28 protein-coding genes are annotated in these 24,991 nt (G+C 71.6%); 26 read left to right on the top strand and 2 right to left on the bottom strand.

What is annotated here, in order from left to right; genetic code table 11:
- Positions 1 to 121: 121 nt before the first annotated feature.
- The gene (locus ACT1U9_RS04330) at positions 122 to 877 is read right to left on the bottom strand and encodes a DNA-methyltransferase (protein ID WP_444537038.1); all 756 of its coding nucleotides are present in this window, start codon (positions 875 to 877) and stop codon (positions 122 to 124) included.
- 512 nt (positions 878 to 1,389) lie between these two features.
- On the opposite strand from ACT1U9_RS04330, the gene ACT1U9_RS04335 reads away from it, so the two are divergent.
- From ACT1U9_RS04335 to ACT1U9_RS04425, 19 genes are all read left to right on the top strand, one after another.
- Complete coding sequence (locus ACT1U9_RS04335) at positions 1,390 to 2,526, top strand: C40 family peptidase (RefSeq protein WP_444537039.1); 1,137 nt, start codon at positions 1,390 to 1,392, stop codon at positions 2,524 to 2,526.
- A gap of 378 nt (positions 2,527 to 2,904) precedes the next feature.
- On the top strand, positions 2,905 to 3,219 hold the full coding sequence (locus ACT1U9_RS04340; protein WP_444537040.1) for a DUF6112 family protein: 315 nt from the start codon (positions 2,905 to 2,907) through the stop codon (positions 3,217 to 3,219).
- Positions 3,216 to 3,905 (top strand): hypothetical protein, encoded by a 690-nt coding sequence (locus ACT1U9_RS04345; RefSeq protein ID WP_444539001.1) that lies wholly within the window; start codon positions 3,216 to 3,218, stop codon positions 3,903 to 3,905. Before ACT1U9_RS04340 ends, ACT1U9_RS04345 begins: the two co-directional genes overlap by 4 nt.
- A gap of 35 nt (positions 3,906 to 3,940) precedes the next feature.
- Entirely contained in the window at positions 3,941 to 5,302 is a 1,362-nt protein-coding gene (locus tag ACT1U9_RS04350; RefSeq protein WP_444537041.1) for an SCO6881 family protein, read from the top strand.
- An 83-nt stretch (positions 5,303 to 5,385) separates the two neighbouring features.
- Positions 5,386 to 6,858: an SCO6880 family protein gene (locus ACT1U9_RS04355; protein WP_444537042.1), complete on the top strand. Its 1,473-nt coding sequence runs from the start codon at positions 5,386 to 5,388 to the stop codon at positions 6,856 to 6,858.
- Positions 6,855 to 7,433, top strand: coding sequence for a hypothetical protein (locus tag ACT1U9_RS04360; RefSeq protein ID WP_444537043.1), 579 nt, complete (start codon positions 6,855 to 6,857; stop codon positions 7,431 to 7,433). Before ACT1U9_RS04355 ends, ACT1U9_RS04360 begins: the two co-directional genes overlap by 4 nt.
- Positions 7,434 to 7,480: 47 nt before the next feature.
- Positions 7,481 to 7,954: a DUF6238 family protein gene (locus ACT1U9_RS04365; protein ID WP_444537044.1), complete on the top strand. Its 474-nt coding sequence runs from the start codon at positions 7,481 to 7,483 to the stop codon at positions 7,952 to 7,954.
- 80 nt (positions 7,955 to 8,034) lie between these two features.
- Positions 8,035 to 9,549, top strand: coding sequence for an ATP-binding protein (locus tag ACT1U9_RS04370; RefSeq protein WP_444537045.1), 1,515 nt, complete (start codon positions 8,035 to 8,037; stop codon positions 9,547 to 9,549).
- Positions 9,550 to 9,568: 19 nt separating this feature from the next.
- Positions 9,569 to 10,141, top strand: coding sequence for a hypothetical protein (locus ACT1U9_RS04375; protein WP_444537046.1), 573 nt, complete (start codon positions 9,569 to 9,571; stop codon positions 10,139 to 10,141).
- Between the two features lie 80 nt (positions 10,142 to 10,221).
- On the top strand, positions 10,222 to 10,635 hold the full coding sequence (locus ACT1U9_RS04380) for a hypothetical protein (protein WP_444537047.1): 414 nt from the start codon (positions 10,222 to 10,224) through the stop codon (positions 10,633 to 10,635).
- A 33-nt stretch (positions 10,636 to 10,668) separates the two neighbouring features.
- On the top strand, positions 10,669 to 11,448 hold the full coding sequence (locus tag ACT1U9_RS04385; RefSeq protein WP_444537048.1) for a hypothetical protein: 780 nt from the start codon (positions 10,669 to 10,671) through the stop codon (positions 11,446 to 11,448).
- Between the two features lie 72 nt (positions 11,449 to 11,520).
- Complete coding sequence (locus ACT1U9_RS04390) at positions 11,521 to 11,946, top strand: hypothetical protein (protein WP_444537049.1); 426 nt, start codon at positions 11,521 to 11,523, stop codon at positions 11,944 to 11,946.
- Positions 11,947 to 11,948: 2 nt separating this feature from the next.
- The gene (locus ACT1U9_RS04395; protein ID WP_444537050.1) at positions 11,949 to 12,551 is read left to right on the top strand and encodes a hypothetical protein; all 603 of its coding nucleotides are present in this window, start codon (positions 11,949 to 11,951) and stop codon (positions 12,549 to 12,551) included.
- A gap of 436 nt (positions 12,552 to 12,987) precedes the next feature.
- Positions 12,988 to 13,767 (top strand): hypothetical protein, encoded by a 780-nt coding sequence (locus tag ACT1U9_RS04400; protein WP_444537051.1) that lies wholly within the window; start codon positions 12,988 to 12,990, stop codon positions 13,765 to 13,767.
- A gap of 58 nt (positions 13,768 to 13,825) precedes the next feature.
- Entirely contained in the window at positions 13,826 to 14,299 is a 474-nt protein-coding gene (locus ACT1U9_RS04405) for a hypothetical protein (protein WP_444537052.1), read from the top strand.
- Positions 14,300 to 14,462: 163 nt separating this feature from the next.
- Positions 14,463 to 14,990 carry a hypothetical protein gene (locus tag ACT1U9_RS04410; RefSeq protein WP_444537053.1) on the top strand — a complete coding sequence of 176 codons (528 nt, stop codon included), beginning with the start codon at positions 14,463 to 14,465 and terminating at the stop codon, positions 14,988 to 14,990.
- Between the two features lie 64 nt (positions 14,991 to 15,054).
- Positions 15,055 to 15,630, top strand: a complete 576-nt coding sequence (locus ACT1U9_RS04415) for a hypothetical protein (RefSeq protein ID WP_444537054.1) — start codon at positions 15,055 to 15,057, stop codon at positions 15,628 to 15,630.
- Between the two features lie 91 nt (positions 15,631 to 15,721).
- On the top strand, positions 15,722 to 16,438 hold the full coding sequence (locus tag ACT1U9_RS04420) for a glycosyltransferase (RefSeq protein WP_444539002.1): 717 nt from the start codon (positions 15,722 to 15,724) through the stop codon (positions 16,436 to 16,438).
- The gene (locus ACT1U9_RS04425) at positions 16,438 to 16,956 is read left to right on the top strand and encodes a hypothetical protein (RefSeq protein ID WP_444537055.1); all 519 of its coding nucleotides are present in this window, start codon (positions 16,438 to 16,440) and stop codon (positions 16,954 to 16,956) included. The genes ACT1U9_RS04420 and ACT1U9_RS04425 overlap by 1 nt, the downstream gene beginning before the upstream one ends.
- Positions 16,957 to 16,961: 5 nt before the next feature.
- Here the strand turns inward: ACT1U9_RS04425 and ACT1U9_RS04430 are convergent, their stop codons facing one another.
- Positions 16,962 to 17,189 carry a hypothetical protein gene (locus tag ACT1U9_RS04430; RefSeq protein ID WP_444537056.1) on the bottom strand — a complete coding sequence of 76 codons (228 nt, stop codon included), beginning with the start codon at positions 17,187 to 17,189 and terminating at the stop codon, positions 16,962 to 16,964.
- 230 nt (positions 17,190 to 17,419) lie between these two features.
- Between ACT1U9_RS04430 and ACT1U9_RS04435 the strand changes: the two genes are divergently transcribed.
- The 7 genes from ACT1U9_RS04435 (at position 17,420) to ACT1U9_RS04465 (ending at position 24,939) form a co-directional block, all read left to right on the top strand.
- Positions 17,420 to 17,776 carry a hypothetical protein gene (locus ACT1U9_RS04435; RefSeq protein ID WP_444537057.1) on the top strand — a complete coding sequence of 119 codons (357 nt, stop codon included), beginning with the start codon at positions 17,420 to 17,422 and terminating at the stop codon, positions 17,774 to 17,776.
- A gap of 26 nt (positions 17,777 to 17,802) precedes the next feature.
- Positions 17,803 to 18,816: a hypothetical protein gene (locus ACT1U9_RS04440; protein WP_444537058.1), complete on the top strand. Its 1,014-nt coding sequence runs from the start codon at positions 17,803 to 17,805 to the stop codon at positions 18,814 to 18,816.
- 288 nt (positions 18,817 to 19,104) lie between these two features.
- Entirely contained in the window at positions 19,105 to 20,034 is a 930-nt protein-coding gene (locus ACT1U9_RS04445) for a hypothetical protein (protein WP_444537059.1), read from the top strand.
- A 40-nt stretch (positions 20,035 to 20,074) separates the two neighbouring features.
- A complete protein-coding gene (locus ACT1U9_RS04450; RefSeq protein ID WP_444537060.1) occupies positions 20,075 to 21,316 on the top strand; it encodes an MFS transporter in 1,242 nt (413 codons plus the stop codon).
- Positions 21,317 to 21,585: 269 nt separating this feature from the next.
- Positions 21,586 to 21,807, top strand: coding sequence for a hypothetical protein (locus ACT1U9_RS04455; RefSeq protein WP_444539003.1), 222 nt, complete (start codon positions 21,586 to 21,588; stop codon positions 21,805 to 21,807).
- A gap of 193 nt (positions 21,808 to 22,000) precedes the next feature.
- Positions 22,001 to 23,143, top strand: coding sequence for an AAA family ATPase (locus ACT1U9_RS04460; RefSeq protein WP_444539004.1), 1,143 nt, complete (start codon positions 22,001 to 22,003; stop codon positions 23,141 to 23,143).
- Positions 23,140 to 24,939, top strand: coding sequence for a hypothetical protein (locus ACT1U9_RS04465; protein WP_444537061.1), 1,800 nt, complete (start codon positions 23,140 to 23,142; stop codon positions 24,937 to 24,939). The genes ACT1U9_RS04460 and ACT1U9_RS04465 overlap by 4 nt, the downstream gene beginning before the upstream one ends.
- Positions 24,940 to 24,991: the final 52 nt, after the last annotated feature.

Raw genomic sequence — 24,991 nt, forward strand, 5'->3', positions numbered from 1 at the left:
TACGATCCGGGGAATCCCCGGTTTCGCTAACCGGGGATCCGGTGCTATAACGCGTCGCGCGGCACGGAGGAGGGCAGGCCGGAAGGCCGCTATCACCTCGTGCCGGGCAGCGGGGAAATGCCTAGGCAGACAGGACGAAATCGTCCTGGGACAGGGTCTGTTGCACGGTCGCGGTCAGCCGGTCGGCGGCCACTTCGGCGTACTCACGGGTCTTCTCCACCCCGATGAACGAGCGCCCCTCCAGCAGGGCCGCGACCCCGGTGGACCCGGATCCGGCGGTGAAGTCCAGGACGGTCCCCTGCTCCGGGCAGATTCTGACCAGCTCCCGCATCACCTCCACCGGCTTCTGGGTGATGTGCTGCCGGTTCTTGCCGCTGGGCTGCGAGGCCGAGTAGAGGCCGGGCAGGTAGACCGGGTTGCGGGAGCCGTCGATGGCGCCCTTCGAGCCCCAGATGATGAACTCGCAGTTCTGGGTGAAGCGGCCCTTCTGCGGGCGGGCCTGCGGCTTGTGCCAGGCCAGCACGCCGCGCCAGAGCCAGCCGGCGGCCTGCAGCGCGTCCGTCGTGGTCGGCATCTGGCGCCAGTCGGTGAACAGCAGCGCGGTGCCGCCGGGCTTGGTGAGCCGGTGCGCCTCGGTCATGATCTGGGTGAGCCAGAAGCCGTAGCTGCGCTGATCCATGTTCTCGCCGGTGAAGTCCGGCAGCTGGTGCTGCGCGTCGGCGGAGGTGTACTTCTGCCGCGCGCTGCGACTGGTGCGCTCCTTGGCTGTCCGGCCGCCGCTGTTGTACGGCGGGTCGGTGATGACGGAGTCCACGCAGTGGTCCGGCAGCGTGGCAAGCACGCTCAGCGCGTCGCCCTGGTGCAGGGAAAAAGGCAAGGGGATACCCCAATTCGGTTCAGGTGAGGGAGGGTTGAATCACTCCGGCTCGCACACGAAACCCGGCGGATCAGACGTGGGCACGACGGTGCCCACGGTCCGCGATGCGGGGTGCGAGGGGGAGGAGCCCAAACTGTAGGGCACGATTCCCGGTGGAGCGGTGCCGTTGGGCGAAATTCCCGTGGAATTGTTTCCTGACGGAGCGTTATGCCGCTCACCGGGGATCTGCGCCTACTGTTTTGGAGCCCGGCAGCTTCCGCCGAAGGCTTCCCTCCCTGCCCGCCCTCACGAACCGAGGTCCACCGTGCCCGGCCCCACCTGAACCTGACCGACGCACGCGCAAGCGAGGTGCAACTCGCCGCGTGCGCCGAGGCCCTGATTTACCCACCACCGGCCGCCGCGGCCTTCCTCAAGCACGCCCGCGCGGCCGGGACTTCACCCCTCAAGGACGCCCTTGTGACAACTCCCTACCCTCCCCTGCCTGAAACCCGTCCGCCGGGAGGCGTGCCGGATTGAAGGCGATAGCCGCCGGCATCGGCGTCGTCTTCCTCTCCCCCCTGCTGCTGGCCGGGACCGCGATGACGGTGGCTGCGGCCTCCAGCGAAGCCTCCACAACCACCCGCTCATTCAGCGAATGCCTGGGCGACGTCGACACGGACGCCGTCACCAAGCAGGTGACGAAGATCCTCGACGGCGCGTCCGGCAAGGACGTGAAGGTCGAGGGCCTGTCCCTGCCCGCCGAGCAGGTGCCCAACGCGGAGACCATCGTCGCCACCGGTCTCTCCCTCGACGTGCCCGAACGCGGGCAGATCGTCGCGCTCGCCACGGCGATGCAGGAATCACGGCTGCGCAACCTGGGCTCCGGCGACCGCGACAGCCTCGGGCTGTTCCAGCAGCGGCCCAGCCAGGGCTGGGGCACCGCCCAGCAGATCCACGACCCGGTCTACGCCTCAGAGCAGTTCTACAAGGCATTGCTGAAGGTCAAGGGCTGGCAGCAGATGACGGTCACCCAGGCCGCCCAGGCCGTGCAGAAATCTGGCCTCCCGGACGCGTACGCGCAGTGGGAGCCGCTGGCCACCGCCCTACAGAAAGCCATCGCCGCCACATTCCCCGGCGCGGAGAAGGACAAGCCCGCCAAGGACGGCGACAAGCACAAGGACGCCAAGGCCCCGGCCGCCGGATGCGGTCCGGCCGAGGACGGCTCCTCCTACGGGCGCATCCCCGAAGGCAGCGTGCCTAAGGGCTACACCATCCCCAAGGACGCCGATCCCAAGGCGCGTACGGCCATCGACTGGGCGATGCACCAGCTCGGCACGATGTACCAGTGGGGCGGCAGTTGCACCGCCGCGCACGGCCCCGATCCGATGGGCCGCTGCGATTGCAGCAGTCTGATGCAGCAGGCGTACGCCAAGGCCGGTATCAACCTGACCCGCACCACGTACACGCAGGTCAATGAGGGCAAGGCGATCTCGCCCGACAAGCTGCAGCCCGGCGACCTGATCTTCAGCCGGGGCACGGCTGCCGTACCCGAACACGTCGGGATGTTCATGGGGGCGGGCCTCGTCATCGAAGCCCCAAGAACCAGCAAACCAGTGCGTATCACCCCATTGAAGGACTGGGCGATTCTCGCCGTCCGCCGCGTCCTCTGACGCCGCCACCCGCCCATGTAGCTTCCGGTTAGAGATGTCAGTGTCCGGACGTTCTGTCATCGACTTGTCAGCGCGACGGGGAACGTCGCAGGTCACGCGTCCAACCGATCTGTCAGTGCGGCCTGTTGAGGCCGACGGGCTGAGGATTCTGACAGGTCTGCCGGACGAATCCACTGACAGATCGTCCGGACGCTCACCGAAACCTGCTGGTCACAGCACGGGCGACTGCCAAGTCTGATCGGAACCTACAGCCCAGGATCGCGCACCGCGGGGCTGGGCCGGCCACTTCTCGGCGCCGCTCGCGCTACTCCCCTCTCCCCCTTCCCCCGTTCGCCGGGCCGTACTCGGCCTGCGCACGCAAGGAGTCCCGCCACACCCATGCCCATACCTCTCGCTGACCACGTCATCCAGCTCGCCTACGACCCGGGCATCTCGCCCCAGGGCGGCGGCCTGCCCGGCCTCGCCGTCCTGAAGAACGTCGTCAACAGCATCAACATGTTCGGGATCATCGCCGTTGTCGGCGCCCTGGCCGTCTCCCTCGGCGTGTGGGCCTGGGGCCACCACACCGGCGGACACCAGGCCGAGGCCAACGGCAAGAAGGGCGCAATCGTCGCCGCCGGCGCCGCGCTCGGACTGGGCGCCGCCAACGGCATCGTGACCTTTTTCAGCGCCCTGGGGTCGCAGGTCCACTGATGAAACGTTCCCCCTCACTCTCCCTGTCCTCCTATGGCGTCGGCTGGTCGGCCAACCGCCGCATCGCGATCATCGCGATCACCCTCACCGTCCTGCTGGCCCTGGCCGCCGCCGTCGCGTTCTTCACCGGACGCGGCAACGGCAGTCACTCCGGGGCCAGTTCACCGTCCGCCGCCAGCAGCGCCTCTCCCTCCGAACAGGCGCCGAAGGCGGGCACGGGCACCGGGTCGGTGCCCAAGCCGCCGCAGGTAGCCGAGCCGGTCGCCTTCGCCAAGGCCGCCGCCCAGATGCTCTGGTCCTACGACACCCGCGACACCACCCGGGACCAGCAACTGGCCGGCATGAACGCGTGGATGACCAAGGAGTCCACGTACGCCGACTGGACGTCCGTCACCGCTCAGGTACCGGATCCGACCCTGTGGTCGCGCATGGCCGACAACGCCCAGCACGCCAGCGCGACGGTCACCGAAGGCCACTTCCCCTCGGCGTTCAAGGCAGCCCTGGCCGATGACCCGTCCGCGATCACCAAGGCGTACATCTACGTCGTCACCGTCAACGGCAAGCAGCAGCTGACCTGGAAGAACGACGGCGGCGGAGCCGAGGAACGCGCCGTGACCCTGGCCGTCCAGTGCCGCCCCGGCCACGACTGCTCCCTGGCCGCCATCGCCCCGAGCGTCACGCAGTGACCCGCGCCTAAGACAAGAAAGGAGGACAACTCCCCGTGGGGTTCTGTGATCTCCCCCTCGCCGACAAGGTGTGCGGCATCGCCGGCGCCACCAAGGGCGCCGTCGACTTCGCCACCGATCCGGGCAAGGTCATCGGCGACTGGATGGCCAAGTCCGCCGGTGAACTCGCCGCCGCGGCAGCCGACCTGGCCGCCAAGGCCGTCAACGCGACCACCAAGGTCGACTTGAACGCGGGCTGGTTCCGCGACAACTACGAGCTGCTGCTGCCGATCGGCCTCGTGATCCTCGTCGCCACCTTCTGTGCCCAACTGGTACGGGCCGCGATGAAACGCGACGGCCAGGCCCTCACCCAGGCGTTCACCGGCACTGCCAGCGGCGTGATCTTCGCGTTCAGTGCCATCGCCCTGACCACCGTCGCCATCGAAGTCGTCGACGCCCTGTCCGACGGACTGTTCAAGGCGTCCAACCTGTCGATCGAATCGGCGGTCCGCCGCATCGTGAAGGTGACCGCCATCCCCACCCTGGCCGGGATGGGCTGGCTCGTCGCGGTCTTCGCCGCGCTCGGAGCCGCTCTCGGAGCGTTCCTCTACTGGTGCGTGATGATGGTCCGCAAGGTCGGCATCCTCGTCATGGTCACCCTGGCCGTGTTCGCCGGAGCCGGCGGCGGCTGGGAAGTCGCCCGCCGCTGGCGGCGCGGCTGGATCGAGGCCACCGCGACCCTGGTCGTCTCGAAGTTGCTGATGACCGTGATCTTCGTGCTCGGCATCTCCGCCATGGGCAAGACCGAAGCCTCCGACGGGCTCGGTGCGCTCGCCGACGTCATGTCCGGCATCGTCATCATGGTCCTGGTGCTGCTCTGCCCGTACGCGACCTTCAAGTTCGTGCACTGGGCCGCCGAGGGCACATCCGGCGAGGACATCCATCGCGCCGGCGGTGCCGGAGCCCAGCTCGCCAAGCAGCACGCCGAGCGCGCGGGCCGCAAGGCCGCCGCGATGGCGGCCACCGCCGGAACCGGCGGCGCGGCAGCCGGGGCAGGCGCAGCCCCCCAGGGACCCGACTCGGTGCCGGGCGGCGGTTTCCCCGGCGACATCGCCGCCAACCCCACCGGCGGCAGCGGCCAGGACTCCGGCAACTCCGGTGGCCAGGGCATGAAGGACGGGCTGGAGAAGGCCGTCCAGCCACCGCCCACGCGCCCCAGCGATGACACCAGCGGCCAGTTCGGCGGCGGGCCCGGCCAGGGCAGCCCCGGAGCGGGATCTCCGTCCGGCGGCGGGTTCCTGTCGAACCCGGCGGGCTCGTCCACGCCTCCGCCGCAAGGTGCGCCCCCGGCGCCGAACTCCGCTTCCACCTCTGGCGCCGGAGCGCCCCCGCCGCCGCCTCCGCCCACCGGCATCTGACCCTGTCCCTCACGCCGGAGCGGCACGCACCACGCCCTCGTGTGTGCCGCTCCGGCCCCGCCCGCGCACCACCGGAACGGCCCTTGTCTGAACTTGTCATCACTCCCCTCACGGTCAAATTCCCCCACAGGTCGAAGCGCGGCATCCTGCTCGGCCTCACCCTTCCCCAACTGGTCCTGGTTTCCTCGGCGTTGGCGCTGCTGCTGGCCACGGTTGTCAGTACCGGACTGCTCGGCGCGATCGTGCTCGCCCCGCTGTGGGCCGCGGTCGCCGCCCTGGTCGCCCTCCGCCGCAACGGCAAGTCCTTGATCGACTGGGCGCCGATCGTCGTCCGATTCGCGAGGCGCCGCCGCAGTGGGCAGACCCTGTGGCTGGCCCGTCCGGTCACCCGCCCGCGCCACGACGGCACCCTCCACCTGCCCGGCACCGCCGCCTCCCTGCGCGTCGTCACCCCCTCGGACTCGGCGGGCGGCGCCGCCGCGGTCCACGACCCGCACCACCAGACCCTGACCGCTGTCGCCCGCGTCTCCTCCCGCGCCTTCGCCCTGCTCGACCCCGCTACCCAGAACCACAACGTCAGCAGCTGGGGGCGGGCCCTGGCGGGCATCGCACGGACCGGGCACGTCGCCTCCGTGCAGGTCCTGGAGCGCACCGTGCCCGACAGCGGCGACACCCTCGCCCGCCACTGGACCCAGCAGGGCTACCCCCACACCCCGGTCGCCGGGCAGGTGTATTCCGACCTCGTCGCCTCCGCCGGCCCGGCCGCCGCCCCGCACGAGGCGTACCTGGCCATCTCCCTGGACCTCAAGGCCGCCAAGCGCCTGATCAGTCAGGCGGGCGGCGGCTTCCCCGGCGCGTTCACAGTGATGGAGCAGACCACCTCGGCCATCGCCCAGGCCGCCCGCAGCGCGGGGCTGATGGTGACCGGCTGGCTGAGCGCGCGGGAGATCGCCGCCGTGATCCGCACCGCGTACGACCCCAAGGCGCTCTCCGGGCTGCAGCAGTGGTCCGAGAACGGGCGCGCCGAGGCCGACCCGGCCGCCGCCGGGCCCGTCGTCCAGGTCGAGGAGTACGACCGCCTCGCCACCGACTCCGCGCGGCACGCGACCTACTGGGTCGAGGACTGGCCGCGCACGGAGACCGGCGCCGGATTCCTGCACGGGCTGATGTTCACCGCCGGCGTGCGGCGCAGCCTGTCCCTCATCTACGTGCCCCAGGGACTCGAGTCCGCGATGCGCGACGTCCGGCGCAAAAAGGCCGCGATCATCTCCGATGCCGCCGAGCGCTCGCGCCGCGGGCAGGTCGACTCCGAAGCCGACAACGTCGAGTACGCCGACGTCAAAATGCGCGAGCGCCAGCTGATCGCCGGACACGCGGACGTCGCCCTGACCGGCCTGCTCACCGTCTCCGCCGAGACCGACGCGGCGCTCGATGCCGCGTGCGCGCAGATCGAGACCTCCGCCGTCACCGCCCAGGTCGACCTGCGCCGCCTCTTCTACCAGCAGCCCGACGCCTTCACCCTCGGCGCTCTCCCACTCGCCCGGACCGCGCTGTGACGCCCCGCCCGCGCCCTGGATACCTCTTCGACGAACTCCGCAGCCTGCTCGCCCCGGTGCAGGAACTCCAGCGGCGCCACCAGCAGCAGCTGGACGCCCACCGCACCGAGGACGGGGAAGTGATCGAGGACCAGTACGTCGCGTACGACGACGCCCGTCTTGAGGCCGCCATCGAGGCCAGCAACGCCCTGGACAGCCTCGTGGCGCAGCTCGAACTGCTGGTCGCCGACCCGCCTCCCCGGGCCTTCACCCTCGTCCTGCGTGGCCCCGGCGCTGAAGAGGGCCACATGCCCTGGCTGTTCGTCGTCAACGGCACCGACCTGGACGACGCCTACCAGAAGCTGACCCGGCTGCCTTCCTTCCACCAGTGGTGGGAAGACGTCCGCTACCCCGGCACCTCCAGCGACGGTGAGAAGGACCTCGTCGCCGGCCAGAGCCACCCCGGGGTGCGCGGGCCCGGGACGTACATCGACCTGCGCCGTGAGCAGGCCCGCGTCCTGACCAGGCGCGCGCCCGCGCGCAGCCCCCTCACTCCCCCCGCACCACCTCCGCCCGCGCCCGGACGCGCTCGCTGATCTCTCCCCCCTCCAGCCCCCTGCCGCCCGGCAAGAAGGACTCCTCTTTGACCACTCCCTCTCCCGTCGCCGACGCCCACCCGTATCTGCGGGCCGCCAGTGCCGGCGTCCGACACCACACCCGCGCTCTGGCCCACCGTGGACAGACCGCTCCCGCTCCTGCGGACCGCGCCCACCTGGACGTACTGCACTCCCATCTGATCGCGCTGCACCAGCTGCTGGACCAGCTCGCTACCTCGACCCGGGCCCCGCACCCGGCCGCCGGGCGTCACCTGGCCACCGCGGGCAACCGGCTGTGGCAGGCCAGTGCCGCCGTCCACGACGCCTTCCACCTCGTACCGCCCGTCCACGAACCAGCCCCGGATGACGCGGAATGCCATCCCGAGCGGCTCCCCGAAGGCCCCCCGGTACTGACCATCTGCCAGCGCCACCTCGCCGCCGGACACCTCGTGCGCCGCACCACCACCCCCAGCGACCTGGGTCGCCCCTCGCGCGGCCACACCACCGCCTGTGTCCAGTAACTCCCGGCACCTGGTCGGCACTTACTCGCGCTTGTTCACCGGCTCCACGTCGCCCGCCGTCATCTGAAAGCCGCTCCCCCATGACCCACCGGCCCGCCCGGCGCGCCCGCCGCGCCTCGGCCTCTCCACTGTTCACCCCGCACGGCACCGACCGCGCCAGCCGCAAGGCCGCACGCCGCCAACTCGCCGAGGCCGCCGCCAAGGCACGCGCCGAAGCCACCCAGCACCCACTTGGCGCCGAGCCGGCCGAACAGGAGATGCCGCCTGCCCTCTTCCCACCCCACGGCCGCCCCGGCCCCGCCTCCGCACGCGGCGGCAAACTCAAGCTGCCCGCCCACCGCATGACCACCGCGACCGTCGCGGGCGCCTACCCCTTCCTCGCCGAAGGCGGACTCGGCGCCGAAGGCATCTACATCGGCCGCGACATGCACGCCGAAGCCTCCTTCTGCTTCGACCCCTTCGCCCTGTACGGCCGCATCGAGGGCTTCACCAACCCGAATGTCCTGCTCGCGGGAGTGATCGGCCAGGGCAAGAGCGCCCTGGCGAAATCCTTCGCCCTGCGATCGGTGGCCTTCGGCTACCGGGTCTACGTGCCGTGTGACCCCAAAGGGGAATGGACCCCCGTGGCCGCCGCCCTCGGCGGCACCTCCATCGCGCTCGGCCCCGGCCTGCCCGGCAAGTTGAACCCCCTCGACGCGGCCCCGCGCCCGCCGTCGGTCTCCGAGACGGACTGGGCCAACGAGATCCGCAAGCGGCGCCTGCTACTGCTCGGCTCCCTGGCCCGCACCGTGCTCGGACGGGACCTGCTGCCGATGGAACACACGGGACTGGACGTCGCCCTGGACGCCGTGGTCACCCGCGCCGCCGCCACCGGACGCACCCCGCTGCTCGGCGACATCGCCACCATGCTCAACAGCCCCGCCGAACTCGACGCGGCTGGCGGACTGATGTCCGGCCGCCTCGGCGACGCCTCCCGCGACCTGGCCCACGCGATGCGCCGCCTCGTCCACGGTGACCTGGCCGGCATGTTCGACGCGCCCTCCACCGTCGCGTTCGACCCCAGCTCACCGATGCTCACCATCGACCTGTCCCGCCTGGGCGGCTCCGGCGACGACACCGCCCTCGTCCTCGCCATGACCTGCGCCTCCGCCTGGATGGAGTCCGCGCTCTCCGACCCGAACGGCGGCCGGCGCTGGATCGTCTACGACGAGGCATGGCGCCTGATGCGCCACCCCGGCCTGCTCCAGCGCATGCAGTCCCAGTGGAAGCTGTCCCGCGGCCTGGGCATCGCCAACCTCATGGTCATCCACCGGCTGTCCGACCTGCTCACCGCCGGAGACGCCGGATCCCGCGGTCGCGCACTCGCCGAGGGCCTGCTCGCCGACTGCTCCACCCGCATCATCTACCGCCAGGAGACCGACCAACTCCACGCCGCCGCAGCCCTCTTGGGACTCACCTCGGTGGAAAGCGACGCCATCTCCCACCTCAACCGCGGACGCGGCCTGTGGAAGGTCGCCGGCCGGTCCTTCATCGTCCAGCACCTCCTGCACCCCGCGGAACTGGCGCTGTTCGACACCGACGCCCGCATGCACTGAAAAAGGGAGCGAAGGCTTCATGAAGCACGACATCAAACGGATGCTGATACCCCGCAGCGACACCGTCCACATGATCGAGGAACTGCAGGCGTTGGCGCTCCGGTTCGAGAACGCGGCCGACCAGCTGGAGTTGCTCGACGACACGGGCCACGTACCGGGGTCGCCGGACTTTGCGGTGCTCCTGCAGCATGCCGAGGCCGCCCAGGCGCTCGCCCGCGACGTCGTCCAGCTGACGTCTGGGTTCGCCAAGACCGCCCACAGCACGAACCGGGCCGGGAGCGCTGTCCTTGCCCATTTGTCGACGGCGGCCACGATGTCCTGCTCCGCGGCCCCACTGTTCGCCGAGACCGCGGAGATCGCCCTGGCCCTGCCCGGGTCACACGGGGTCACGGACCGGCAGCAGCGGGAAGGACGCATGGTGGTCCACCACGCCACGGCCCGCGCCTATCTGCGCAATGCCGCACGGTGCCTCAACTCTGCGGTCAAGGAGCTGAACGAGCACCTCGACCTGCACCGCTTCTTTCCCGCGTCCATGCGGCAGGGCGCCACACCTCTACCGCCACCGCCCACACCGAGTCCACGCACCCGGTAGCGGAACACCTCTCAGACGACAGGCTCTCCATGAATGACACCTCCGCGAGTACGCGTCCAACGACGGCTCCCGGCTCCCGCATGGTCATCGATGCCCTCGGCATCCCTCCACGCCACCTCGACCAGCTCCACACACCCGACAGCGCCGAAGACCTCCTCACGCAGCTCGTGGCCATGGCCGCCAAACGCCTGGACCACCTCGACCAGCAGCTCGCCACCCGGGCCCAGCAAGCCGCCGACGACCTCACCCGCGTCGCCGCCGGGAACACGGTGATCAACTCGCTCGGCATCCTGCAGAACAGCGCCACCCAGATCGACATCCTGGCAGCACGACGCGCCGACGCAGTGGACCGCCTCAAGGAACTGATCCACGCCTACCGGCACGTTGCCCCTCCCGCTGGCGCCGTCCCCCCTCCCTCCAACCAGCTCACCACCGCACCGGCTCAGGCGCCTGCCGCCCCTGCGGCATCCGCCCGTCCCGCACGCACTCGGTGACAGTGCCCCTGCGCACCCGACCTCAAGGAGCCCATGCCCCCGCCTCGCACCGATCTGTCCGCGTTCGCCGCTGCGCTCGCCTCGCACCTGCCCGGCACGTGGACGAGCGAGTACCGCCAACACGCCGCCTACGGCGACCAGTTCCCCCTCGACGACAAGGTCTGGGACGTCGGCCACGTCCACTGGGCCGTCGGCGTCTTCGTTCTCCGCCACCACGCCCGTCTCCACGGGCCCGACGGACAGCAGTTGTGCGTCATCGACCGGCCGCTGCACCTCGACCAGTTCCTCGTCTCCCCCCTCGAACCCGAGGACGGCGTCAAGCCGCACCACTTCGCCGGCGTGGCCGAACCCAACGGCATCAAGGTCGGCAACGACCCACTCCGTGCCGCCACCGCAGTCGCCCGCCGCGTCCTGCCCCGCTACCAGAACGCGCTGGCCGCCGTACGCCACAACGCACGAGTACAGCCCGAGCCCCCGCTGCGCCCCGCGCCGCCCGAGGTCGACCACGTCCTCACCCTGACCCGGTACGCCGACGGCGCCCTCGGCGCGCCGTACCCGACGGTCCCGGCCGAGGCTCGTGACGCGCTCTACATCCACGGCTTCCAGTACCACCCGCACCAAGGCGCCTTCCTGCTGCCCGCCTCATACGGCCCGATCGGCCAGGCTCTGCGCTTCCAGGCCGTCGCGCAGCAGCTCGCCGCCCGAGGCATCGGCGTCAACCTCCGGCACAGCCCGCCGCCGCCCGCCGCGGCGCCCGCGCTGAACACCCGCGCCACGCTGCCGGGCTTGACGCCCGTCGCCCACCGCCGTTAGCCCCGCGCCGGGCCTCGCAGCCCGCCCCCTGCTTTGAGGAGATCCCGCCTGTCCACGTCCTCCGCCCGACCCGTGGTCCCCGCCACGGCGGGCGTCACCACCCCCACCGACCCCAATGGCCGTTATCCGTACGGCCGTCAGATTCTCGCGCTCACTGATCAGCTCAACGGCACGACGTCCTTCGAGCGCGCCGCTGCCTTGACCGATCAGGTCCTGGACCCGATCGACGGCCTGCTGGAGCGGCTGGCCGAGTTCTTCGAAGCGGCGGCCGAGAAGGCCAAGGATTCCGACCACGACGACGGGTTCGACCTCCACTACGACCTTCAGGACGCCGCGTCCACCTTGCGCGGGCTCGTTGAGGACCTGCACGTCGCCGTCGACCGCATGCGCGCCCTGGACCCTCGCCCCTCGGCACGCCAGAGCATCAAGGCGACCGTCACCGGCTCGGGCATCGGGCTGCCGACGGCGGTGCTGCCCCCGCCCGGCCGCACGCGGTGACAGTGCAAGAGACTCCCGGTCCGCTCGCCGGTCTGGAGCAGGCTGCGCACCTGCACTCGCTGGCCGAACGCATCCACCACGCCGCCGACGACCTGCCGGCCCCGGAATGCGCCCACTCGCTCGCCGGCATCAGCGCGGAAGTCGAGGATCAAGTCCGCGTCATCGCGGGCATCTTCGCCTCCCTCGCTCATGAAGCCGCCGTCCACGGCCGCCCGGCGAAGCGACTTTCCGGCGCGGAAGACTCCCTTGCCCACCGCAAGGTCGCCTTGCTGACGCGGGCGGCCGATCCTCTCGGCTGGGCGCTGGCCAAGCTGGGCGAAGCCGTCGCCCAGATCGGCCGTCTCCATGAGATCAGCGCCGGCCCACGCACCCCCGAACAAGCACGGTCGATCGACACCGCGCGCGCGGCCCTCGGCGACCGGCTGTTCAGCGCCCACCGGCATCTGACCGCCGCGTCCGGCACCCTGCACCGGGACGCCGACCTGCTCGTCAAGGCCGTATCCGGGGCACGGCGCGCGCCAACTGCCCCGCCCGCTCACCCGAACCGGCCACCTGCCGTGCTGCCCGCGCCCGTGTCGCCGACCGCCTCTAGAACCCTCCGCTGACCTGCGCAGACGCCGCGCCATGCCCCGCCCTGGGGCACAGCTTCGCGCCCGTGCGACCGCGCGGGTGAAGGCGGCAACATAGCCGACGATCCCCGGTTAGCAAAACCGGGGATTGTCCGGACTCTAGAGGCGGATCACCCACCATCCCCGTCTTGAGGAGCACCTCATCCGCCGCACCCTTCACCGTTTCCCTCTGGCCATCGCCACTGCCTGCCTGGCCCTGGCCGCGACCGCCTGCGACAGCGGCGGCGACAGCCCCGAGGCCAAGCCCCCGGCCCCGTCCGCCAGCGCCTCCAAGCAGCAGGAGCTGCCGCCCGCGCTGACCAAGCAGCAGGCCCTCGATGCGATCGACCGGTACTCGGCGGTCAACAACAAGGCCAACACCGACAACGACCGCGACCTGCTCGACACCGTCGAGGACGGACCGATGTATGCCATGTCGGTCTCCGATTACAAGGAGTCCGAGGGCCTGACCAAGTCCGAGCGCTCGGCGTACAAGCCGTGGGCGTACGACACGCAGAACGCCCAGCTGTACATCCCGCGGATCGAGGCCGGCCAGCCGCGCTGGTTCGCCGCCGTGCTCTCCGCCACCCCGGGCAAGGCCCCCAACCGGCTCGCCGTCTTCGCCGAACAGAGCCAGCACAAGCGGTGGGAGCTGGTCTCCGTCGCCGATCTGTACGGCACGGACCTGCCCAAGGTCGCCCTGGACGCCGCCGGATACGCCACCGCCGTCGCCGCCGACGGCAACAAGGACCTGGCCGCGGGCGCCGACCTGCTGCGCAGCGCCATCCTGGACAATTTCGCCACCGGCGGCCAGAACTCCGGGAAGAAGGTCTTCACCGAGAGCAAGGCGAGCAGCCAGCAGATCAAGGTCCACGACGAGACCGTCAAGCAGTACGGCAGCCAGGGCACCAGCACGTTCGCCGACGCCACCAACCGCTACCGCGACGCGTACGCGCTCAAGACCACCGACGGCGGCGCGCTGGTCTTCTTCTCCCACACCCACACCCAGACCGACGCGGTCGCCCGCCCCGGACTGCAGCTCAACCCCGGCAAGGACGACCGGGCCTGGCTGCACGACGTCCCGCGCACGAGCATCCGCTACGAGTTCGTCTGCAACGACGCCGCCACCGTCCCCGCGAAGGCCGCGCCCTCCACGCTCCTGGCCTACACCTGCGCCCGCACCGACGCCTCCGGCCCGCCCGTCACGCCCTGACCCGGCCTCTCCCCCGCTTTCGCACCCTCCCATCCCAGCCGAAGGACCACGGTACGCAGTGACAACCACCCACCCCGACAGCGGCCATGACAACGCCCCGGCGGACGAGCCGGCCACCAGCCCCTGGTTGCCCCTGAGCGAATTGACCGTCTGGCTCAGCGGTGGCTGCGCGCTCCTGTCCGCAGCCCTCTACACGACGTCGATGGCCTACGCCCTCAGCACCTCGCGGCCGTGGGACGAATCCGGCGCCTACCAGACCGCGTTCGTGTTCACCCTCATCGCTCTACTCTCCGCAGGGCCCTTCCTCATCAGCCAGCGCCTCCCGGCCACCGGCCGTACATCCCCGGTGCCCCGGTTCACGATGTGGGCCACCTGCCTTGCCCTGGCCGGGATTCATCTCACGGCATCGCTCCTCGGCACCCCGCACCTGGCCCTGTCCGGCATCGTCGGCATCACCGCTGTCCTCGCCGTCGCGGGCTTCGGCGAGCTGACCGCACACGGGCTCGCAGCCGTCGGCCCCCCAGAGCGCTGACTCACAGACGCCGCCCGCCTCACCCCTGCATCTCCCCGGATCCGCCTCACCCCGGCCTCGTCCCGCAGCCGACGGCCGGCCCCCACTCGCCCCTGCCCGACGGAGGCTCCGTCTGTCCACGCGTTCCTACATAGCCCGCCCCAACGGCGTCGGCTTCACCGGCGTGTACGTCCACCACGACGGCTACCCCAGCGCCCGCCTCCCCCTGCTCCTCGCCGCCTACCAGCACCGCTTCGGCGGTGACGTGGAAGCCCTCGCCGCGTACCTGATCAACCGGGTACCCGTCGGCTGGTCCACGCTCGGCAACGATCTACTCACCGGAATGCCCGCGCACCTGCGGGCCGATCTCTCCGTCAACTGGACCGCGCCCGGCACCCAGTACGACGACCGCCCCGCAGGGGATCCGCCTGTACGCATCACCGACTACGACACCGACGGCCTGGACTGGGGCTACATCCTGCACCCCCACGGCATCGAGGTCGTCCCGCTGCACAAGACCGACATCGGCCCCTTCGTCACCTGGGACACCGATCCGCGCAGCCGCTTCAGCGACCAGCAGTTCCTGTGGGGATTCGAGCTGCCTGTGCCCGCCACACGGCCACCGCGCACCGCACCGTCCACCGCCGCGCCGGCATCCGCCGCAGCGCCCGTCTGCCCCGCACACGTCGCAACCCCTCCCCGCCGCCGCTGAGGAACTCCCGCTCCGCCACTCCTGCGGCAGCCCGTTCCGCGCCCGTCTGCCCCTGCGAGGTTCCTTGTCCACCCGTTCGTTCGTCGCCCGCCCCACCGAGACCGGCTACGCCGGCATCTACGTCCACTTCGACGGCTACCCCAGCAGTCGCCTCCCGCTGCTCCTGGCGGCCTACCAGTACCGGTTCAACCGCGATGTCGAGGCCATGAGCGTGCACCTCATCGACGAGGTGACCATCGCCTGGGACGAGCTGGGCACCGACCTCCTCGACGGCGCCCCCAAGTCCCTGGCGACCCAGCTGGCCGGCCGCGAACGGTGGCCCAGCCGCCAGATGGAAAACGTCGTCAACGCCGACGGTTCCCCGGCCGAGCGAGAGGTCATCACCGAGGCCAATTCCCGCTCTCTCGTCGAGTGGGGTTACGTCCTGCGCCCCGAAGGGATCGAGGTGATCAGCCTCACGGAAGCCACCCGCGGGCCGGTCATCGACTGGAACACCGACCCGCACACCCGGTTCAGCGACCATCTCTCCCTGTGGCTTCCCGGACAACCGGCGCCTGCCACACGGCCGCCGCGCAGCGCGCCGTCCCCCGCCGCGCCGTCCCCCGCCTCACCGGCCGCACGGCCCGCCACCCACCGCTGATCTCCCCCCTTCGTCTCTGGAGAATGTCCTGTCCTCGCACTCCCGGCCCGACATCACGGCCGTCATCGCCACCCGGCTGCGGCCCGAACGCCTGGGCTACCTCGCCGAACTGCACACCAGCCTGACCCGGCAGACCGTGCCGTGGGAGGCCGTCCTCGTCCTCGACGGGGCCGACCCGGCGCTCCTGCCCGAACAGCTGGCCACCGATGCCCGTATCCGCGTGGTCGAACTGCCCCGCCCGGTCGGTGCTGCCGCCGCCCGCAACCTGGGCTTGCGCGCCGTCCGCACCCCCCTGGTGTGCTACATGGACGACGACGATCTCGTGCCGGACGACAGCCTCGCCGTCCGGCACCAGAGGATCACCGAGACCGGTCTGGGCTGGGTGGCGGGCTGGAGCGCCGACCTGCACCCGGACGGTTCCACCACGGTCTGGCGCTGCCCGACGCCTCCCGGCGTGCACCGGCCCGGTGACGTGACCGGATACTGGGCCAGTCCCGAGGCCCAGATCCCGCTCGGCCAGACCATGCTCCTGGCCCGTACCGAACTGGTCATCGCCGCAGGCGGACACGGAGGGCTGCCCCAGGGCGAGGACTTCGTCATGGTCAACGGCGTCACCAACCTCGCGCCGGGGGAGCTGCTGCCGCACGTCGTCTACTACTACCGGCAGCATCCCGCCCAGATGACGGCCGGCGGCGCCTCGTTCTTGGAACTGGAGGGCCCCGCCCGCGAGTTCGCGTTCCGGCACGGCCGGGCACTGCGCGCCGCACTGCAACGTTCGCGCACCGACGGGCTGGGGCTGGCGGTCTGATGGCGTACGGCATCACCCAGGCGACCTTGGACTACCTCGCCCGTCGGCTCAACGACGTTGCTGCACAGCTTCCCAGCACCCATGGGGAGGTGGACCCGGCGGCGCTCACCGACGATATCGCCCTGCTCGCCCATCACCTCACCTACGCCGGCGAACGCGCGCAGGAACGCTTTGCCGCCCCCGAGACGGTCCACCTCCCCGAACGCCACACGCTGATGCGGCTCGCCGAGGCGATGGCCGCCATCACCAGCGCCATGGGCCACCTCACCCAGGCCCTCGACTGCGTGTCCACCGGCTTCTACCGGGAGGCCATCCCCGGGGTGGAGACCTCGCACCTGCGAGGCGACCCCAAGGCGCTGCGGATCATCGCGGCCGAGAAGTGCGGCACGGCCCGGACCGAGCTGATCGCCACCGCCGCTCAGCTCCACACCGAGACCGGAGGCAGAGCCCAACAGCCCCGGCTGGCCACCGTCCCGGTGCCCCCCGCCGTGCCCCGGTCGTCTGCGGCACACCGCTGACCCCATCAGAAAGGTTCCGCCTCCTGTCCGACCACTTTCACTTTGCCGTCCATCCCGAGCACGGCTTCGTCGCCGCCCCCACGGCCGCCATCACCGCGCACCTGGCCGAGTGGCTCCTCACCCGCGAGCAGTTCGAACCCGTCCCCGACCTGCCGGGCCTGTACCGGCTCACCCACCCTGAGCAGGACGGTCAGCGCCGCACGCGCCAGGCCGTACTGGACCTGCGGCGCCACGGGTTCACCGTGCAGGGCGACTACTCCCTCGACCCCGCGCTCACCCCCGGGCCTCCGGGCCCGCCGTACGTACGCAATGGGCTGATGGAACGACAGCACCGCATCGCCCAGGCCGCGGCAGCACGTTCCACTCAGCACGCCCCCGCGCTGTCCACCACCCCGGCGCGGTCCCCGGCACCACCGGCCGGCGTCTCTCTCCCCAGCACGTACACAGGTCAGGGGCGGGGCCGGTGAGCCCGCCCACCGAGCCGATCCGGATCACCCGCCAGGACACCGGAGAGGTCGAGGTGAACGGGCCGGTCGATGAACTCGCCCGGCGCCTCCTCGAACACGCCGGGTTCATCTTCCAGCCCGCGCTGGGCGGGTTCTGGATCCGGCTCCATTTCGACACCGGCCAGGACAACGAGAACCGGCAGGCCACCCGCGCCGCCCAGATGCTCAGCGCCGCGGGCTACCCGGTCGACCTCGACCCGAACCTGCTTCCCACCGCCGGGCACCCCGGGCCCGTGAACTGGTGGCCTCACCGCCCGGTGACCGCGATGCCCTCACAGCCCGCGCCCCATCCTCCGCAGCGCCCCCGGCGCTGACCCCTTCGACGACACAAGGCCCCCATTTGTCCCCGTCCGCCGAGATCACGCTGTACCTGAGCGCCCGCGACAAGATCGTCGCCCTGACCAGCGGGACCGGCCGCAGGTGGGCCGAGACCGCCCTCGACCTGGCCGGTTTCACCGAGACCCCCGACGGCCTCCACACCCTGGCGCTGGAAGACCAGGCCCAGGCTCGCCACGCCCTCACGCACCTGCACCAAGCCGCCCTCAACTGCCAGGTCGCCGTGACCACCCACCCCCGCCCCTACCTCGGCGACATCGCCGAGGCGATCGTGACCGCGCTGCCCGGACACTGGATGGCAGACATCGAGCCGCTGCGAGAGCAGCGGGACCAGCACTACCTGCGGGACTTCGTGTGGGAGACCGGTGCTCTGCACGGCCTCCTGGAGACGAACCGGCTGGGCTTCACCGCGATCCTGCGCGACGGCGGCGGCACCGAACTGCTACTGGCCGAACGGCCCTCGGACGGCTCCTACATCGTCGGCGCCCTGGCCCCGAGCCCCGATTACGTCCGCGTGACAGCCCCGGCTCCGCGCAGCGTCATCGCCTCCAACGCCCGGCTCGCCACCCGCTTCATCCAGACGCGCCTGCTGCCCGACTACGAGCGGGCCGTCCATCTCTCACGCCTGGCCGAAGCCGAGGAGGACCTGCGCTGGGCCCAGGAGAGCGAGGCCGGGCCGTACGACACCGTGGACCTTCAGGCGGCGCTGTACCGGTTCCGCGCCCACGCCACCGCGTTCATCGCCACCCTGCGCGCGACCACGCCGCTTCCGGTCGAGCAGGCCGTCTTCCTCGACCGCGTGGAGAAGGGCCTGAGCCTCGACGACCTGGACGGCCCGGATCCCGAGGCCCTCGCCGAGGCGGGGACAGTGTGGCTCCACGACGGCGAGGAGCTGATCGAGATGGCCCGCGCCGCCACACCCCCCGCATACCCCACCCCGGCAAAGCCCAAGGCCCTCTCCACCGCCGCGCTGCCCCCGCCAGCAGTAACCGCAGTCACCCCCGCCCCGCGCCGCTGAACCTCGCCCGCTGCCACCGCGCCGCCCCTCCCTGTCCCGGAGCACCTCATCACCGACACCCCCGCCGAAGACCTCGGCACCGCCCTCCACGAACTGCACACCTTCCAGACGCAGTTCGCGCTGATCCATGCGCGCTACGAGCGCGCCTGGTCCCAAGCAGCCGATGCCGCAGATGCCTCGCCCGCCGCCGCGGACCTTGCGCGCGGCAGACGCCAGGAAGCCGCCGAAGCGTTCGAGCGCCACGTACGTCCGCACACGAACACGCTGCTGGCCGCCGCGCGGAGCGCCGTGGACGCCATGCCGCCGGCCCGGCATCATGCCGCCTGGCGCGAGCTGGTCGACGACATGGCCCACGCCGCCGACCAGATCCACCGCATCCACTCCGCGCCCACCGGCCAGCCCGAGCCCGATGCCTCCCGCGTCCGTCACCTCCAGCTGTGGCCCTATGTCCTGGCCTGGGCCGAGCGTTCCTTCATCGTCAGTGACCTCGCCGGACAGCACCGCCCCACCGGAGCGCCGCTGACACATGAGGAACAGCAGCTGTGGACGGACCTGGCACAGGCGGCCTGGCGGCGCGGCGATTTGGATGTTGACGACGTCTGGTACAGCGCCGACAACGAGCTGATCACCCTGGCCCACCTCGTCGAGCACGGCGAGCAGACGGTGGTGGTGCTGGCGGGCGAAGTCGGCAGCGAGCAGATGCGGGTACTGGGCCACTACGACACCGTGAACACCGCGGTCGAGGCGTCCCCGCCGGCGGTCCCCGCAGGGGTATTGCACCCGGACGTCGCCCCTTTCGCGCCCCAGGCTCCCACCGCGGAGGCCCCGGTCGCGAAGCTGGTCCGGCAGGTCGACGAGGCGCGGCACACCGGGGACGTCTATATGGCGCTGCTCGACGCCGTCGACGACTCCGGCTTCTCCCGCGGTCCGCTGCCGCGCTTGACCGAACTCCTGGACCGGGCTGCGAAGTTCGCCGACGCGCTGGAGACGCGGCAGGGCCAGCGCTCCGCCGCGCGCCTGTCCGTCCTCGCCAGGCAACTGGGCGCACTGAGGGAGGAGATCGAGTCCGCCGCCGAGAGCCTCGGGGCCGGCGTCCTGCCGCCCCACCGCACTCCACGCCCCGCCTTCCACACCAGCCCCACGCTCCCGGCACCGCCGGTCACACCGCCCGCCGGACCGGCCGCGCCCCGCACCCCCGGCACCGCCCGGCGCCGCTAGCACCCCTCGTATCGGGGTGCCTCACCCCAGAAAGTACGTGTTGACCTCCACCACCGGCTCGGGCCCGCTGCTCGCGCAACGTCACGTCGCCCGCCTGCTGTTCGGCACGCTGATCGGGCGTCTGCCGAACGGGATGGCGCCCGTCGCGATCCTCCTGCTCGTCGCCGACCAGGGCGGATCGCTGAAGACGGGCGGCCTGCTGTGTGCGCTGTACGGACTGGCTTCCGCCATCGGGCAGCCGGTCCTGGGCCGGATGGTCGACCGGCGCGGACAGACGCTGGTCACCGCGACGGCGGTCGTGTTCACCACGGCCTGTCTGCTGGTCCTGCCGGTGGTGGAGGCCGCCGCCCGGCCGGGCCTGGCCGCCGCGCTCGTCGCGCTCGCCGGGCTGAGCACTCCGCCGCTGGAGGCCGGACTGCGGGCTCTGTGGCCCGTGGTCTTGCCGGACGAGGCGCGGCGCCGGGCCGCGCTTGCGCTGGACACCGGCGCCCAGGGGCTGATCTACGTCACCGGGCCCCCGTTGGTCGCCGTGCTGTCCACGACGACCGGGCCGCGCACTGCGATGGTGGTGAGCGCCGCGCTCGGGCTGCTCGGTGCCGTGGTGGTGCTGAGCGCCGCGCCCTCGCGCCGCTGGCGCCCCGCCCCCGTACCCCACCGCACCGGGGCGCTCGGCCCCCTGGTCCACCCGGGGTTGCGGTGGCTGTTCGTCGCGGTGAGCGGCACCGGTCTCGCCCTGGGCGCGATGAACGTGTGGGCCGTCTCGCTCGCTACGGATCTCGGGATGGACCTGCTGTCCGGGCTGATCCCCGCCGCGCTGTCCCTCGGCAGCCTCGTCGGCGGTTTCCTCTACGGGCGCCGGACCTGGCCGGGCTCGCTCACCGGGCAACTCCTCACGGCAGCCGCCCTGTTCGCGGCCGGATGGCTGCCACTGACGGCGGCCACCGGCCCCGTCTGCTCGGTCGCGCTGACGGCAGTGCCCGGTCTGCTGCTCACCGCCGTGATCACCTCGGCGTTCCTGGCCGTGGACGCGCTCGCCCCACCCGGCACCACGACCGAGGCGTACGCGTGGCTGATCGCCGCCGTCGGCACCGGCCAGGCCGCCGGGACCGCCCTGGCCGGCGCGCTCGCCGAACATCCCCACCTCGGTGCGGCCCTGCCCGCCGCGGGCGCCGCGGTCACCCTGATCGTGCTGCTCGCCGCCCACCGGCACCTGTCCGTCCCTGGTGCCACCGCCCGCCGCCGGGGTCGGCACCGCCGCACACCGGCACACGCCGCCCGCTGAACACCCCCTATCCGCAAGGAAATTCACCCGTGGTCATTGTTGGTACGCCCGGCTATCGGAACGTGCGGAGCGGCGAGTCAGGTAGCTGCGGGGCGGTGAGGCCCGCCCTGGAGCGCGTCGGCAGTCATTGCCCATCGTTCGTGGTCCAGCCACGCACCGTTGATGTGCTGGAAGCTCCGGGCCCGCCTCACCTTCGCCCCACACCCCACCCCTTTTCCGCCACCACCGATAGGAGTTCCGCCTTGCCCGAAGCACCAGCAGAGCCGTTCATGACGATCCGGCACACCATCACCGGCGAGATCACCACCACCGGCTACAACGCCGCCGCCCGGCGGATCCTGCTCCAGTCCGGCTTCGAAGAGACGCCAGGCTGCGCCTGCCGAGCGACGGAACCCGGTACGGAGCGGACGCACGGGCCTGCTCGGCAGCCAGCGAGCTGCTCGTCGCCGACCAGCCTCTGCCCCTGGACCGAGCTCTCGGTCGGCCGGTGAGCGCCGACGGTACGCCCCGGTTGGCCCGGTCGCCGATGTCGGCACAGTCCGTGATCCGCTCCGAGAGCGGTCAGCCTCTCCAGCGCATCGCCAACCCCGCCCGCACCCGCACCTGTTGAAGGGACCTCGTTTGACCACACCCGGAACGCCTACCAGTCCAGCGCGGACCAAGGGCGGCGAACTGCGGGCCAAGGTGGCCCGACTGCTGGCCGACCGGCCGGCGGACACGCTCACCATCGGGGACATGGCCCGGCAGCTGGGCCACTCCCACGGCGCCGTCCGCAACGCGGCCCTCACCTTGGTGACACGTGGTGAGGCCGACCAAAGCGGAAGCGGGCAGCCGGAGTTCCGAGCGAACGCGAAGACCGCCGCAGCCGCGCAGACCGCTGTGATCAGCCCACCGGGCACCCACTCTCCCCGCGCCCAATCGGCAGCGCATCGCACGACCACTCCCGCAGCAGCCACACCGAAGCAGACCGGCCCGATCCGCCGCGCGGGGGGCCAGCTCTACCACCCTCGCGAGCTGGCCGATCTGCCCGACGTCGAGGCGCTGAATCGCCTGCGCGACGCCGATGTGCCGGTGCTGCTCTACGGCCCTCCGGGCACCGGCAAGACCAGTCTGGTCGAGGCGGCGTTCCCGGACCTGCTCACCGTCGCCGGTGACGGCGACACCACGGTCGGCGACTTGATCGGCGAGTACACACAGGACGACGCGGGAGGCTACGTCTTCCAGTACGGTCCGCTGGTCACCGCGATGACCGAGGGCCGCGCCCTGCTGATCGACGATGCCACCTTGATCTCACCGAAGGTCCTGGCGGCGCTGTATCCCGCGATGGACGGGCGCAGGCAGATCCAGGTCAAGGCCCACAAGGGCGAGACCATCAAGGCCGAGCCGGGCTTCTACGTGGTGGCGGGCCACAATCCCGGCGTCCACGGGGCGGTGTTGACGGAGGCGCTCGCGAGCCGGTTCAGCGTGCAGATCCAGATCGGCACGGACTATGACCTCGCCCTGGCCTTGAGGATCGATGCCCGGGTGGTCCGGGTCGCCCGGCACCTCGCCCGCCAGGTCGAACTCGGCGAGCTGGGCTGGGCCCCCCAACTGCGGGAGCTGCTCAGCTACCAGAAGACCGAGGCCGTCCTCGGTACAAAGGCCGCGCTCGCGAACCTGGTCGGCATCGCTCCTGTGGAGGATCGCGACATCGTCGCCGCTGCCGTCATCAAGGCTGCCGGCGTCAAGGAGGTCGCGCCCCTCACCCTCGGCAAGCAGCTGTCCGCCTCGGCCATCCGGCAGCCCCCGGGCAGCATCGGCTCCGCGCACCGGGGCCGCTCGCGATGAGCGCCCACCACCACGTCCAGTCCCCCGCCACCACGCGGGACGACGACGCCGACCTCGCGCGATGGGACGACGACGGCGCCCCGCCCGCGCAACCCCGTTCCTCCCCGCACTTGTGGCTGCGCGTGGGAGCCGAACTCGGCGACCGGCTGGTCGCCCTCTCCGGCCGCCAGGACCTCCTCGTCACCTGCCGCCCCGGCACGCGCAGCGGTGCACCGGCCGCGTATTTCCCCACGCTGGGCGAGGTCGAGTTCGACGCCGGCCTGTTCGCCCCGCTGAAGCCCCACGAGATCCATCCGCGGATCGTGGGCGACGAGGAGCGGTATCCCGCCGCCTGGGGGGTGTTCGTCCACGAGGCCGCGCACGCGGCCCACTCCGTGTGGACGGAGCCTGCCGGAGCGGACCCCCGTGTCGTCGAGGCCGCGCTCCTGCTGGAGGAGAGCCGTGTCGAAGGCGCACACCTGATCAGGCGGCCCACGGATCGCACGTACTTGCGCACCAGTGCCCGAACCCTGGTCATGCCCGACCTCGCCCACCCCACCCTCCAGGGCATCGAGCAGGCCGCCGCGGTGGCGGCCCTGGTCCTCGGCCGCCGTGACGTCGGCATCCTGGACGCCGGCGAGACGCGGGCCGTCGCCGATCTGTGCGAAAAGGTGCTGGGCGCCAACCTGTTGGCCACCCTCACCCGCATCTGGACCGCAGCCCACCAGTGCGCCGACCACGACGCCACGACCATGCTCGCGCACGCCCAAGATTGGTGCGACGCTCTGGACACCGCGGCCCCTGCCCTGCCGGTACCGGAGAACCTCACCGATCTGCTGTCCAGCGCCGTGGGGGTCGTCATGGACAGCACGGCCGCCACCGACGCCGCCGACCTCGCGGCACAGGCCGCAGCGGCCAACGCCATGGCCGCGCAGTCCAAGGCGCAGGCTCATAACCGCGCCCAGCGGGCCGGCCAGCGACGCAAAGCCGCCGCCACCGCCAAGTCGGTCTTCAACGCCCGTGGCACCACCGTCACCCCCGACGGCACACCGGCACCCCGTAGCAATCCGGTCACCGGCACCCGCAGGCCCACCGCCGCCGAGCAGAGTGCCGCCGCGCGCCTGAGCCGTGCCCTGCGTGCCGCCGCCTACCGCGAGCGGACCGAGGAGCGGACCACAAGCCCCGCCCCGCCCGGCCGCCTCAACATGCGCGCGGCCCTCGCCCGCGACGCTCAGCGCGCGGCCGGGTCGGTCCCCACCGCGGAACCGTTCACCCATACTCGCCGCCGGAACTCCCCCACCCCACCGCTGCGTGTGGGTATCGCCGTCGACGTCTCCGGCTCCATGCGTGCCGCCTGCGCGCCCGTCGCGTCCGCTGCCTGGATCGTGGCACGCGCAGCAGCCCTGACCGACCCCGACTCCCTCACCGCCACCATCGCCTACGACCAGCACCTGACCGCACTGATCCGGCCCACTCACCGAGCACCAGAGCGCGTGACGACGTTCAATGCCAACGGCGGCGCCCACAACCTCGGCGACGCCATCGACGCACTGGACCACGGCCTCGAACTCAGCCGGCCCGGCGCTGGCCGCCTCCTCGTGATCGTCACCGATGCTCATTACGGCAGCGACGAAACCGCTCAGGCCGTCACCCGCGTCAAGCAGCTCACGACCGCCGGCTGCGCCGTACTCCAGCTCACCCTCACCGCCAAGTCCCGCCACTTGCCGGGGACCACCTTGCTGCACCTGCCCAAGCCCTCCAGCGCCCCCGCCGCCATCGCCACGGCGGCCACAGACGCCATCCGCAGGACACGCTGAGACGACGCAGAAGGCGGAAGCGTCCCCGAGACCACCGCCCGCCGCCGGGGTC

This window comes from Streptomyces sp. BR1 (genome assembly GCF_052373795.1).
In the GTDB taxonomy this organism is placed as follows: domain Bacteria; phylum Actinomycetota; class Actinomycetes; order Streptomycetales; family Streptomycetaceae; genus Streptomyces.